The following is a 12856-nucleotide window of genomic DNA, read 5'->3' on the forward strand; positions in this document are numbered from 1 at the left end:
GGCTAACTCAAGCCGGACTTTTTGAAGAATGCGCCAACAAAATAGCCAAAGAATGGCTTGAAAAACAACAGCCACAACAGCCACAACAGCCGTGGGAACCTCAAATGTACAAGGATGCAATGTACGGCGGGGTACTTGTAAAAGTTGTTGGCGGTGGTCATGGGAAATGGCAAATTGAATTCTCCCCTGGAGTTTTTATGCATGTGAGAGCAAATAAATTAAGTCAACCACCCAAGACGTAGGCAATCTACATGGTATTGTCGGGACTGTGATCGCGTGTGCTAAAACCGAAGCGTAATTCATGGATGAAAGGTTTATGACCAAAATAGATGAGGCGCTAGCGGCTCAAGCCACTTTGCTAAATAATTACTCGGAGATTGTTAGCAAGCTAATTAAAGCCGATTCCACACACCTTGCCGAACGCGATCAAGCGTTGTCCGAGATTAAAAGCTTGTTGGCAGCAGACGAACAGACCGCAGCCAGCATTTTGGCTGGTGCCCCTGGAATTAAAACCTTAATCGATGTTGCCGCAGCATCGATACTGCCTGCTGCTCCATCGCCGGATTTAGCGATCGCTAGCTAGATATAAATATTAACTCCGAAAAAATACTAATCTTTTCGGGGGAAGCTCCGCTTTAATCTTCCTGCATGGTTAAAGTGGAAGTTTTTTCTATTATTAATTATGTTATTGCTGAGATTGAGTCAGTGTAAGCACTCAATTATTCTGGTTTTACATAAAACTGGAACATTTACAGAAGTTTCAATAAAACATACAACAGGGGAATAACTGTTTAAAAATCTCTTCATCATGACAGCATTAAATGTTACGACTCAAATTCCTTCTCAGATCACAACTTTAGAGCAATTGCATGCTTGGTCAGCACAAGCCCTATTTGCAATAAATTCAGGATTAACAGTAATCGAAGGTGTGGGCTACACCGAACGCGCCGCCCAAGCCGGGAATTTTTGGGTAGCCGCGGATGTTAAAACCCGCATGATCTGCCGTTTGTCTTTAGAAGTTTCTCCAGATCATTTAAGCGCCAGTGGTAAGCCCTGGACTTTTGTACAGCCACTTAGTAGCACGGCATTACCAGCGAGCTTTAGTGCTAATTAGTGCCAATTACCAACCCACGGCAGTTCATCTCGCTGGATTATAATGACGCTGATTTGTATGGGGCATTGAGTCAGCGTCCATCGCCAGGAACACCGTTACAAAAGCCCACTCCAGTTACCGATGTAAATAGGGAAAACGCTAGTACCAGAGTTATAGAACAGCGTCTCTGGCAAGAAGAATCAGCCAATAATGCCGGATATTTTCTTGAGCAAAAGCAACAAGCTGCCGCACGAGAGCAGGAGATAACCCGGCGCGAGCAAGCGCAGCGCCAGGAAATCGCAAACAGAACATCCAACTCACCCACATCACCGGAAGTAGCGCAGCCGCCACCAGAATTTCGATTAAGCCAACCACCCGCATCAACACCAGAACGTCAACCCCCACCATCAACGGGGAGACTTCCCGCGACGATGAACGGCACCGGTGCAAGGGCAAGTTCTTTACTTGAGCCAACGGCTACCCCAGCGCCAGCAATGCTAGCAGAACGTATCCCGTCACCTCCAGGTGGTGGTGGCGGGGGTGGTGGATTTTTCGATTCCTTGCCAAGTTCACTTCCGCAAGCGGCGGGCAGATTCGCCATCCCCGGAGCGTTTGCTGTTGCTGACTTTGGAATACGTACCTACTCCGGGCAACCTGTAACTCAAGCGGCGAGTGGCGCGGTTGCTGGTGCTGTCGGTGCTTTTGCTGGTGGTGTTGTGGGAACAGCGATCGCCGGTCCTGTAGGCGGATTTATTGGCGCGACGGTTGGCGGGTTCGTTGCTGGGCAAGCCTCGGATTATTTCTTTCACAGCCCACCGAGTACAGGCACCCCACCAATAGAACCAATAAACTATCCGCCTTTTTTAGGGGGGCAAGTGCCACGAAGTTTGTACCGAGTTGGGGCAACTTTTGATGTCTATCTTGGTAAAGACTTATTGTTTACCCGAACTCTTGACGGATTAGTGGCAGGTCCAATTTCTGCTATTTCTCTGAAAGCCACAGATGTTGAAAATACTCAAGGAGTAGGTTGCCAAATCGATGCTTTTAGTAGCAGTAGTGTTTATTTTCCAGGGACTTTCTTGATTACAGTTGGACACCCAAATGGTGCAGAAGCTAAAGCCCTTAGAAATATTACCGTTGTGCGAGCAGATGGTAATTTGGATAGTGTTGCTCAAGTTTATTCTCCGAGTCCGCCACCAGATAACTCTCCTTATCATTACGAAGGAACCTATACCGTTGGTTCAGGCACTCCCGCAGCCGGAACGAAAAAAGGCAAAAACCGTGATGTAGTTCCAGGGATTCCAGCAGGCAACACACCCAATAGCACCGGACCATACTTTCCCGGTCACGGGGGTTTAGCACCAAGTTCGACGCCAAACCCTACCCAAACCCCCTCAAATCTTGGTGGAAATCTACCTGGAACCGCCCCGACACCGCCACCATTACCTTTTGCAGAACCAAAAGACGCACCCCAACCACGATTTGCAGCAGCGCCAGGATCGACCGGGAACGGTTCAAGTGTTGGTTATGCAACGGTAACGCCAGCAACAATTACACCTTCAGAAGGTTATGGACCAGACGGTAATTATATTTCAGGCACACCTCATCCGGCTGATTGGACTAGTAACCCAACCACAGCGCCAAATCCTACTACACCCCCGGCAAGTAATCCTCAAACTATCCGCCCGTCTCCAATCGCAGACGGTGATAGCCCGGTTCCAAAAGCTCAAATTTCCCCAACGCCGGAAGCGACAAATGATAAAACGAATCAACTCATTCAGCAGCAGAAAAAAGACTTTGACGACCAGATAGCACGACTGATAACCATTGGCGGAATATTAGCCGGGTTAACCCCCATTCTCCTACCAGACGCGATCGCTAAATCTCCTGTCGTAAAGGCTTCTACTCAAGCGGCTGTATGTGAACTTGCCCAACCTCAAGGATGTATTGGCAAAGCAATAGATAATTCGGCTGAAAAAATTAATCAAAATAATAACAAAAATACAGATAGTCTTTTAGACAAAATTAGTGCTGGGGCGAACGCTGCACAATTAGCACTTTTAGAATTGATAAACACTAAACTTGGTGCTTTACTGCCTGGGGGATTATCTGCCACTTTTACTAGATTATGGCAAACAATGCAAGTAGATAGAATCATTAATATTTTGACTTTAATTACTACTTTCCATAATGGCTTAATGCTTTCTAATAATTTAGGTCAAACTCTATTTGCTGCTATTGATAACATCTCTCAAGCGGTAGGATTTAAATGGAAGAATGAAAAAGGCGAAGAATCCGGCTTTGGTAGTATTGCTTCTGAATGGACAGCTAACTTTTTTAAATCAATATTTGGTGAAGAGAACTATACGGAATTGGTAGCAGAATATAAAAAAGCTAATCGAATCTATCAAGCTACTGCAAATATATTTAATGCGCTCCAATCAATTGGATATTCAATACTGAGTGCTTTAGAAGTTGTTGGTAGTTATGTCGCTCTCATCGGGAATGCTCTCCGTAAATGGGGTGAAGTTGGCGAAAGTGCTTACAAGTGGTTCAATCCACAGCCTAATTTTCATAACAAGTTTTTTACCACACTGGAAGGAGCCACTAACGTTGTCTCTCAAATAGATCAAGTAGCTTCTGAAGTAGTATCTGTAGAGCAAAATGTTGCTCAAATTGGAGAATTAAAAAATGAGATAGGCAAGTCAATAGGCGAAGAGGACGGTTCAAAACAAGGCGTACAACCACCAGAAGCGACAAAAGTTAAAAAGAGTTTTGATGCTTCAAAACTAGCTAGTGCGACTGGGCTAGAACTTAATGATACAGATTTTGAATCTGACGAGTCAGACTAATAAATAATGCCACTACCAGACGACTTTAACGAATGGCAACACTTAAAAGATACTATAAGACTCTGGCACAATAAAGGAGTCAATCAATACTTTAAAAGTACTGAATCTGACAGTTTAGAGACTCCCAAGAAATCTTTAAAAGTAGCTTGCACCATGAAAGATTCCGATACTTCTACAATGACATTGATGAGAATGTGGTTGTTTGAAGTAACGGCAGGAAGGTTACAAAGCGTACAGCGCCCTGTATATGGTATTCCTTGGTTTGAAATTCAATCAGAACGAACCTTCAAACCTCAAGTAAAACTTTGTTTTCTAGAGCCATACGACTTTGAAATTCACGGCAGCGAATCAACTCCTCAGTTAGAAGGTGAAATCACTTTCAGGTTAATGCACGAGTCTAGTGAAACTATTAGTAGAAGCGATGCTGAAACGATTGCTAGAAAAATTAAAAGTGTATTCGCTACTCCTCCCTTTATCTGGCATAAAGGACACTTCAAATGTACATATTTTGACATAGAACGCGGTTATGAATTAAAACTTTTAGTTCCCAGCAAAACCGAGGGCGAACGAATCATCAGAGCCGTATTAGAAATTCAAGAACACCCATTTGAGCGTGATTTTTTGCAATTTATCGACAACGATCGAACTTATTCTACAAGTCCCGGAACTCATCGAGTTTATGGACGTACAGTCAAAAAATTTATAAAGAGAAGAACGACTCAGATAAAGTTCCGCTTCGCCCAACTACTAATATGGGGCAAACAAAATCCTGTTAACTTGGTTGCGACGTCCGGATCTCGTTTACGAAGTGTCATCGAACGGGTTTGAGTAGAATCATTACAAAAATTTGACGGACAACATATGTTATCCGGTTAAAAATAATGAGTGGTATTGCCTGCTATGACTGAAGTGTAGATAAATACGTATAAGAACAAAATACTGGTATGGGCAGACGCAAAAGTGCAAGCTATTTGGAGCAACAATTAAAATATGCTAAAGCGCGTGAGGCTTATAAAGCACCACAAAGAGAAGAAGGTGCAGCCACCCAAAGACAACCAAAAGTCGCCGTCAAATATGCGGTTCTTTCACCTTTAGCAGCAGCAAGCGCAGCATTTACCATCCAAGCATCAAAGAAAGCAATTGCTTTCTTCGGTGGTGACACAGCCCTGGGACTAGCCGAAGCTGCTACAGATCCCGAAGCCCCTAGAGGTTTTAAACCCGCGCGGATTATCGCAATGGTTAGCGATAGCAGCCCCGCAGTAGTTCGAGCCAAGGGCAGCGGACGTGCATATACTCGCTACGGGGCAGGCGCTCGCGGAGGGGGTACTCAATACAATTTCACTGCACCAATTACATCTGATACTCCCGCCAACTTAAAAGCCAAAATACTAGGTATAGTTGAAGCAAAAAAGGGTTCTGTTGGCGGTGCATACGGGCGCATCTGGCTTGAGCCGGAAGAATACCCTTACGTAGCAAGTGGTGAATAATGCCTTCAGTTTGTCCACCCCAGCTTTTTGGTATCCTGGGCAAACTGAAAAGGATATCCAGGAAGAAATAGATTTAATGATCGTGAGAGCAAAGTATACATCAGCTTTTATTAAAGGCGAGATACACGCTGATACTTTCCTTGATTTTTTAAATGAAGTCGGTTTTGATGTTTTTGACTTGGCCAGGGATTGGGAATTAGTTGAGCCATGACAATAAACCTCGACCTGACGGCGGTCGGGGCATGGGAACTAACCTACTACCAAAAACTGGTAGGCAATCTCCAAAACCGCAGAATTCGCGCTCCCCTGATTGACCCGGTTGAGCTTCCCTACCTAACAGACAAGCATATTTTTTTAGTCGGCGCTTCTTGGCTTGCTGCCAAACCCAGTTGGATTAGAGCGGGTTATTTCTACCAGCAAATCAGCAACATTCACATCGATGACACTCTGATTTTTGAAGGGCTGGGGCAGGTTCCTTCTACTGAGATAGACGGTACACGGCATTTAATCAAGCTCAATGCTATTGAATTGGTAATTTTTCCAAAGCTCACCAGTGATTATCGTCTGCGATTTGAAGCGCTACCGTGGATTGAACAGGTAACTTTAGGCGTTTGGGAATACCTTGGTACAGAAACGGATACTACCGAGGATTTAGTTAATGCGGTTCGCTCCAAATTAGAAACTATTGAATTCAAAATTGACAATTTATGACTACATTAAATTACGCAGCTTTGTCCGAAAAACTTACCGCAGGTGCGATTGAGTTTGTTGGTAACAATCAACTAAAGCTTAATTTAAGCTTGATAACTGAAAGTGGCAGCAATCTAACTCTTGAAACGTCTTGCGTTAAAGGTATTGTTAAGCTTTTGCAAGCGTTATCTGCTCTGACTGACCAAGTAAATGAAGCAAGGATAATTGCTAACCTTCCGCCTATTGAATTTGTCTCTCAGCAATTAACAGGAACACCGGAAGCACCGGAATATCAATTCACTGTGCGGGTCAAGATTGACACGGCATTATTTGTTGATAATCTGGATGATCCAACCGAATGATAAACAATACTCAAGAAACCGCGGGGATTCTTCGGTTTAGTAATTGCACTAATGCTGAAAAATTTTTAACTGCTAATATTTCTGATGTTGTTTTGAACGCTAACACCACCAGAAGTTATGCGGCTTTTGTCAATAATTCCTCTGTTGATTTAACTCTTGTTTTGGGAGATAAAACAAATGCCTTGATTAACAAAGGAATTATTCTGAAGCCTCATGGAGGCAGCTACGAAATCAATAGTACCAACCTTTATATAGGTAAAATTAGTGCTATTGCTACTAATAATTGCAGACTGTCTTTTGTGGAGTGTACAGAATAAATGCCTCTTTCTAATCCTTCTTTAGCAACAGTAATTGAATCAACTAGCGCTACATCAACCCCTAGTACGGTAGCTTCTGCTATTACTAGTGGCATAATTTTAGCAGCCAATTCTAACCGGAAAGGTGCAACAATTTGGAATGACAGTACCACTAATTTGTTTATTCAGTTTGGCGCAACAGCAACAACAAGCGCTTTTACTGCCAAGCTATTTGCGGGAGGATATTACGAAATCCCGTTTCATTACACTGGGATAATTAGTGGAATTTGGTCATCGGTAAATGGTAATGCTTTAGTTAATGAGCTAACTTAAAATGCCTTTATTTAATTTGGAACCAGTAAACTTAGTTGCACCTCAATTCATTCAATTGCTAGATAGAAAAGATTCTGGTGTCGATGGTGGAATGGCGGTAGATAGTGCATGGACAAATAGAGAACTGAATACAATTACAATGGATGAAACAGCAGAGGTAACGCTATTATCAAATAAATTTGTCCTTCCAAAGGGAAGCTACGAAATATTTGCAAGAGCAAACTTCTACTCTACAAATGCTACGAGAATTAGGCTATGGGATAACACTAGTAACTCCCTTATTCTCTTAAGTAGTAATGCTTATATACCGGGTACAAGTAGATCAGCTAATAACTATTCTGATGTTCTACTGTCAGGTAAGTTCAGTTTAGATAATTCACGATCACTATCACTCGATTATTACTGTAGCAGTCCCCAGTCATCTAGCGCTAACCTTGGTGGCGCTGAGATTGAGACAGGTGTTAGTGAAATTTATACTTGTATTGATTTTAGAAAAGTGTCATAGATGTGTAATCTTTAATATATGAATTTTGATTTTAAAGACGTAGGTGCAGTGGTAGCCGTTGCCGGACTAATTGTGGGTTGGGCTTTACTTTGGCTTTCAAAAAGGGAGAAAGCTATTGAGAAGGGAATAAACGACAAAAGAGACTTTAATCATCTCGTGAACAATCAGCTAGAAATCTCAAGAGGCGTTGCGAATGGTTTCAAAGACTTAGAGGGCGAAATACGAGGAGTTGACAACCATGTGCAAGGAATTGAAAATGAAGTCCGAGAAGTCAAAGCTTATTTAATTCGTAATTCCAAGCCGAACGAAAAAGGCGATTAAACTTTTGAAAATTTGTAGTTCCTGTAAATCTCTAGCCAGTAACCCAAATTTACAAACACTTCAGACTTTTGGTTCTCATCCCACATCCACCAACCTCCGGCTAATCCAGAGTAGAAGTTAAAATCAGCAATTTCTCGAATTGTCAAATCGTCTGAGCATTCCCTGACTTTTTTCCACAGGCTAAATTCAACTCCCGAAACCCAGCCAGCAGACCACATCCTTTCTGAAAAACTACTCATCATCTGTTTAAGAAATTCTTTGGGGTCTTCTGCAATGGTTGAAGAGTTCATAGTTTTTTAAAATTTTACAAATGCTTGTCAAATTCACTGATAGAACATTCACTGATGGCAATTTAAACATTTTAGAGCATTTTGGATTAGTAAGGTAATCATTAATCAAATGCTTTTATTTGCAGTACATCCCAAAACCAAACTTCACTTAATCAATTTACTTGATGGCAACGTTAAAGCTTCTGAATTATTAATTAATAAGATTAAAGCTCGAAATCCCAATATGAATGAGCAGTGCTGTTATAGCAAAGCTGTTACAGAGTTAAAAAATGCCATAAATTCTAGGTTTGAATCTTTAGTTTTGTAAAGGCTAGGAAATCTAGTGTCTGTGGGGATTCAGGGTAACTGAAACTTTTATGGCGACTCTAGACAAATTGCGGATTCACTTTCTTAAATGGCCCAGCCTGGACTTGAACCAGGATTTCTCGGAACCGATTAACTCGCTACAAGCCGTCCTACCTTAGACTACTGGGCTACCTTAGTTTACTCATTGGGGATTCACTCTAGCAAATTAGAATTTTCAGAATACAATGGTACAAATTTGATTTGTACTCGAATTGAGAGCCTGTAACCCCTTGGTTATGGGCTTGTCGGCTGTTTAAGTGTGGGCATAATCTCCATTTTCTCTCATGGGACTGCTAAACGCCGCCATTCCAGTTTACAGTTAGGGCAGTTAGTGAATAATGAAGACGCTTCTTCACAGGTAATTTCCGCGCCACAAGCAGCTTTTACGTAAGCTTGCCCGTTCCAAAATCCAGGAACGTAGTGAATTACTTTTTCTTGTTTAGGCATAATTCGACTTCTGTTACTTCAATGATTCCATCCTTGTATAATTCGCCATTTTCCATTTTGAATTTATCTCATCCCCCCAATTCCAGAACCATCGCACTCAGGGCAAATCCAGCCACTATCACGATACAAATAGCCTGAGCCTCCGCAGTGGCAGCAATTTACGTATATCCCATCATCTTCAAAAAATAATTTAGGCGTAGAAATACTATCAGGATCATCGGCGAAATCTGGAATTCCTAGAGCTATTTCTTGAGTGCGATCTGAATGATTTTTTTCCATTACAAAATTCCCTTTTTGTCACTTCATTTAGGCAAGGTTTAGGCAAAAATTTGATATTTCAAATAATAAACGTGGTATTTGCAGCAGATTGAATCCTTTTCCTTTGGGACTGAAAATCCTCGTGTCACCGGTTCGATGACAGTCAAATGAGTAGCGTTTGAGTAGTGCGATCCTACAGGTTTTAAGTGCAAATGGTCAAAATTCGGTCAAGATAAAGGTATGATTTTTAAAAATCAAAGCCGATGATGGGACTCGAACCCACGGCCTGCTGATTACGAATCAGCTGCTCTACCAACTGAGCCACATCGGCGTACACAATCTGTAAGTATAACATGATTTAATCATGGTGGATCAAAATTCTAAAAATCGCCTTAATCCTGAACAATATGCCAGCCTCAAAGCAGAAATAGCTGCCCCTTATCGCGGCTTACGACAATTTTTCTATATCGCTTTCGGTGCTTCTGGCTTCCTCGGCGCATTCGTTTTTTTCTTCCAAGTGCTTGCCGGACGGGATGTTGAGAGTGCTTTGCCTAGTTTAGCTCTGCAAGTAGCGATCGTTGTTTTAATGGTCTTCCTCTGGCGCTGGGAACAGCGTCAGCAACAACGCCCTGAATCGGTTAAAAAACCCTAAAATTAATAAAACTCACAATATTGGAAGCGCCAGACTAGCTAATTATCAGTCTGGCGCTTTCAATTTGCTAACTAGAACATCGATTCAGTAATCAAAAACCTAACCCCCCAGCCCCCTTCCCTACTAGCGTTCGGGGAGCCAAACTCCCCTCTCCGCTTGCCTGACGGCAGGCTGACGCCAACGGAGAGGGGTTGGGGGAGAGGTTCTTTCAGGATTACTGAATTGGTGTTCTAGGCATTTACGGAACTGTTACCAAATAGGATGAAGGAATTGGTTGAGCGCGTCCAGCATTGACGAGTGCCTGGTAAACAAAGGCAGCAACTTCGGCTCTAGTCGCCTGACGATTAGGATTGAGTTGCTTCACTGTGGGATAATTGATCACTAATTGCCGTGCAGTTGCCGCAGCAACAGGTGCGATCGCATAATTAGGAATCTGGGCAGCATCGGTGTAAAAGTTAAGGACATTCTGATTATTCGCAGTTAAGCCCAAACCATTAGCTAAAGCTACTAACGCCTGCACTCTTTGAATTTGCTGCTGTGGCTTAAAAGTGCCATCGGGATAACCAGAAACAAATTGACCCTGGTAAGCAGATTGAATTGCAGCGTAAGCCCAGAAATTGCTTGCTACATCCTTAAACTTAATGACTGGGCGTTTGGCTGATGGTGTTAGGGCTTTAGTGACAATAGCGGCGAATTGAGCGCGGGTTACAGGTTCATTGGGTTTAAAGCTGCCATCAGGAAAGCCAGCAATAATGTTTTGGGAGGCTAAGGCTTGGATGTAGGCTTTTGCCCAGTAATTTGCTGGCACATCTTTAAACCCTCCAGAGGGCGTGTTAACAGCTGCGGCAACAAAATCTACTGAGCCAAAAATCTTTTTCTGATCGATATCGTTGCCAACAGCGAGAATTTTACCGGTTTTGGTGGCGTTGTTCACATCATAACGAGTGTTATTGCGGATAAGATTGCCACCAGGATTTTCGTTGGTGCCGAGGTCGGGTAAAGCGTTAACAGTTGCTACTACTCCATCCCGCTTATTGTTCTGAATAACATTCTTACGCAATACGGGCTTGGCTGACTCTGAGATAAAAAGACCGTCTTGGTTTTCAATAATTTGGTTTTCCACAATTAGGGGTGTGGAAGTGCCACCGATCGCTAAACCAAAACCAGTATCCTGAAATAAGTTATTCCGAATTTCTCCTTGAGCAGCTTTAGTAATTGAAATCCCATTGCCTTTGTTTTGCACAAACTGGTTACTTTCAATTTTGGGATTGCCTGTACCCGTGACAAAAACACCCTCTCTGAGACTGTTAGTAAAAGTACTGCTTTTGATAGTGGGATTAGTTGACTCTACCCACACACCCGTACCCCGCGCATTTGGGTTGGTGACGGTGACACCGGCGATCGTGGTATCTTGCTCGGCAAGGATGGTAATATCCTGTCTGGCAAAGGAGCGACTAGTGTAGAAACCTCCACCTGTAATCAATATCGCCTGACCTTTAGTAGCTTCATCACCCCGCAGTGTCACCCCTGGTTTAAGCAAGAGGGGGAAGCTTTCGCCACTTTGCTGGTTGTAGTTCCCAGGTGCTAATTGAATAACTGCACCTGATTGGGCTTGACTGAGAGCGAAACTGATGCTTTTGTAAGGTGCAGTTGACGTTGTACCAACACCAGTTCTATCTGCACCAGTTGCGGGATTAACGTAAATCACTGCGGCTGTTGCGGGAGCTTGCGCGGTGAGAGTTGGGGCGATACTTTCTGGGTGAGTCGCACCAGCATTAACCTCGCCCGGTAGTAGTATTGACCCACTACAAACAACAAGCATTGCCGTTAGTCCGGCTCCCACGCGTAAAGTATATCTAAGATGACTGCTAGAAAGAAGGCGAAAATTTTTCGCTGGAGAAATGTGAAAACCCCGATATTTCATTTTTTGAGTCTGTGATGTGCTGAATTATGGTATGTCGAACAAGGTTGAAAGTAGCAGCCTTGTAGCTGCTATAAACCCATGCAAAACTATACTGGATGATTACCACTGATTCAGCTAAATTCCCTAGATAGATCACAGAACTTATACATTAGTTATATTGTGTTATTCAGAAAATTTTATTGATACACCATTTATGACATTTTAAGACAAAATTAGTTTTGTCAATAGTAATTACCCTATAAATTAGCTAATTGATGGAGTATCAAATTCACCTTTGTACTGACTTAACTATGAGATACCTATAAGAAAAAGTGCGATCAGTCTTGTAGTGGACTGTCTACGCTAAAATGTTGCAAAAAAATTGTAGGTTGGGGAGCCACTGCGTTGCGCGGGTTCCCCGCGTTGTAGCAAGTGGCGTTGGAGGCTTTGCGTAACCCAACATCCTGATAATCAGTTGGGTTGCGCTCCTACGTCTAATGCACTATCTTAGCCTAGAGGGTCTACTACGTGCATTTCAAAAATCAAATACTAGTCCTATATATAACAAAGGCTCAGTATTTTACTCTATAAGTCAAACCTTTATTTCTGCTCTAATTTTAGGGAATTCTTAGATGAAACAGCTTTCATTTTCAAGTTCGTAAATTGCACGATCGCCTTTACCAATTCTTGCTGATTTGGTTGCAGATTCAGTCTTTCTAGGGCTTGATTCATGTTCTTACCAGCGCGGAGATTGTGAGTAAGTTGGGCACGTTGCGATGTGTTTAAGACTACCTCAATTTCCCTGTTTCTTCTCTGACGCACAGCCTGGAGTTGTTGCCTTTGTAGAGGAGTCAGATTAATCTCCGACGAGCTGGAGTAGCTTGCAGTTTTAGTAGTTTGGGCGAAAATGACACCAGAAGGAGTAGGGAATTGAACGGGTGCAGCTAAGGCAATTCCCGGCATGAAGAGAATAAGGGCAAGAATATTAACTAACACAAAAAGCCGTTTTGTCAAGTGAATTC

Annotated in this window: 19 protein-coding genes and 1 tRNA gene; 14 read left to right on the forward strand and 6 right to left on the reverse strand. The window is 42.7% G+C overall.

Translation table 11 applies throughout. The features are described 5' to 3' along the window. The 13 genes from V7K27_RS01735 to V7K27_RS01795 all read left to right on the forward strand — a co-directional run. A partial coding sequence (locus tag V7K27_RS01735) for a hypothetical protein (RefSeq protein ID WP_334943706.1) occupies positions 1-242 on the forward strand: 242 nt, incomplete at its 5' end. A gap of 74 nt (positions 243-316) precedes the next feature. Further along, positions 317-583: a hypothetical protein gene (locus V7K27_RS01740; RefSeq protein WP_334943708.1), complete on the forward strand. Its 267-nt coding sequence runs from the start codon at positions 317-319 to the stop codon at positions 581-583. A 225-nt stretch (positions 584-808) separates the two neighbouring features. Then, positions 809-1114, forward strand: a complete 306-nt coding sequence (locus V7K27_RS01745) for a glucose-6-phosphate dehydrogenase (protein ID WP_334943710.1) — start codon at positions 809-811, stop codon at positions 1112-1114. Next, positions 1114-3945 carry a hypothetical protein gene (locus tag V7K27_RS01750; protein WP_334943712.1) on the forward strand — a complete coding sequence of 944 codons (2832 nt, stop codon included), beginning with the start codon at positions 1114-1116 and terminating at the stop codon, positions 3943-3945. Before V7K27_RS01745 ends, V7K27_RS01750 begins: the two co-directional genes overlap by 1 nt. Before the next feature lie 6 nt (positions 3946-3951). After that, positions 3952-4773 carry a hypothetical protein gene (locus V7K27_RS01755; RefSeq protein WP_334943714.1) on the forward strand — a complete coding sequence of 274 codons (822 nt, stop codon included), beginning with the start codon at positions 3952-3954 and terminating at the stop codon, positions 4771-4773. 116 nt (positions 4774-4889) lie between these two features. Beyond that, the gene (locus tag V7K27_RS01760) at positions 4890-5432 is read left to right on the forward strand and encodes a hypothetical protein (protein WP_334943716.1); all 543 of its coding nucleotides are present in this window, start codon (positions 4890-4892) and stop codon (positions 5430-5432) included. Next, the gene (locus V7K27_RS01765; RefSeq protein WP_334943718.1) at positions 5425-5643 is read left to right on the forward strand and encodes a hypothetical protein; all 219 of its coding nucleotides are present in this window, start codon (positions 5425-5427) and stop codon (positions 5641-5643) included. Before V7K27_RS01760 ends, V7K27_RS01765 begins: the two co-directional genes overlap by 8 nt. After that, positions 5640-6143 carry a hypothetical protein gene (locus tag V7K27_RS01770; protein ID WP_334943720.1) on the forward strand — a complete coding sequence of 168 codons (504 nt, stop codon included), beginning with the start codon at positions 5640-5642 and terminating at the stop codon, positions 6141-6143. The genes V7K27_RS01765 and V7K27_RS01770 overlap by 4 nt, the downstream gene beginning before the upstream one ends. Continuing rightward, complete coding sequence (locus V7K27_RS01775) at positions 6140-6484, forward strand: hypothetical protein (protein ID WP_334943722.1); 345 nt, start codon at positions 6140-6142, stop codon at positions 6482-6484. The genes V7K27_RS01770 and V7K27_RS01775 overlap by 4 nt, the downstream gene beginning before the upstream one ends. Then, positions 6481-6801: a hypothetical protein gene (locus V7K27_RS01780; protein ID WP_334943723.1), complete on the forward strand. Its 321-nt coding sequence runs from the start codon at positions 6481-6483 to the stop codon at positions 6799-6801. Before V7K27_RS01775 ends, V7K27_RS01780 begins: the two co-directional genes overlap by 4 nt. Beyond that, positions 6802-7113 carry a hypothetical protein gene (locus V7K27_RS01785; RefSeq protein ID WP_334943725.1) on the forward strand — a complete coding sequence of 104 codons (312 nt, stop codon included), beginning with the start codon at positions 6802-6804 and terminating at the stop codon, positions 7111-7113. It begins immediately after the preceding gene. Position 7114: 1 nt separating this feature from the next. Further along, entirely contained in the window at positions 7115-7618 is a 504-nt protein-coding gene (locus V7K27_RS01790) for a hypothetical protein (protein WP_334943727.1), read from the forward strand. Positions 7619-7636: 18 nt separating this feature from the next. Continuing rightward, positions 7637-7939: a hypothetical protein gene (locus V7K27_RS01795; protein ID WP_334943729.1), complete on the forward strand. Its 303-nt coding sequence runs from the start codon at positions 7637-7639 to the stop codon at positions 7937-7939. Here the strand turns inward: V7K27_RS01795 and V7K27_RS01800 are convergent. The 4 genes from V7K27_RS01800 to V7K27_RS01815 form a co-directional block, all read right to left on the reverse strand. Beyond that, positions 7936-8229: a hypothetical protein gene (locus V7K27_RS01800; protein WP_334943731.1), complete on the reverse strand. Its 294-nt coding sequence runs from the start codon at positions 8227-8229 to the stop codon at positions 7936-7938. The genes V7K27_RS01795 and V7K27_RS01800 overlap by 4 nt on opposite strands. Before the next feature lie 627 nt (positions 8230-8856). Next, entirely contained in the window at positions 8857-9021 is a 165-nt protein-coding gene (locus tag V7K27_RS01805; protein WP_334943733.1) for a hypothetical protein, read from the reverse strand. Between the two features lie 63 nt (positions 9022-9084). Then, a complete protein-coding gene (locus V7K27_RS01810) occupies positions 9085-9300 on the reverse strand; it encodes a hypothetical protein (RefSeq protein ID WP_334943735.1) in 216 nt (71 codons plus the stop codon). Positions 9301-9537: 237 nt separating this feature from the next. Continuing rightward, a tRNA-Thr gene (locus V7K27_RS01815) sits at positions 9538-9610 on the reverse strand. 33 nt (positions 9611-9643) lie between these two features. On the opposite strand from V7K27_RS01815, the gene V7K27_RS01820 reads away from it, so the two are divergent. Then, positions 9644-9931 (forward strand): DUF3493 domain-containing protein, encoded by a 288-nt coding sequence (locus V7K27_RS01820; protein ID WP_334943737.1) that lies wholly within the window; start codon positions 9644-9646, stop codon positions 9929-9931. A gap of 238 nt (positions 9932-10169) precedes the next feature. Here the strand turns inward: V7K27_RS01820 and V7K27_RS01825 are convergent, their stop codons facing one another. Both V7K27_RS01825 and V7K27_RS01830 read right to left on the reverse strand, forming a co-directional pair. Beyond that, entirely contained in the window at positions 10170-11855 is a 1686-nt protein-coding gene (locus tag V7K27_RS01825; RefSeq protein WP_334943739.1) for a DUF1565 domain-containing protein, read from the reverse strand. Positions 11856-12434: 579 nt separating this feature from the next. Further along, positions 12435-12848, reverse strand: coding sequence for a hypothetical protein (locus V7K27_RS01830; RefSeq protein WP_334943741.1), 414 nt, complete (start codon positions 12846-12848; stop codon positions 12435-12437). Positions 12849-12856: the final 8 nt, after the last annotated feature.

The sequence above is a fragment of the Nostoc sp. genome, from assembly GCF_036919575.1.
Taxonomy (GTDB): Bacteria; Cyanobacteriota; Cyanobacteriia; order Cyanobacteriales; family Nostocaceae; genus Nostoc.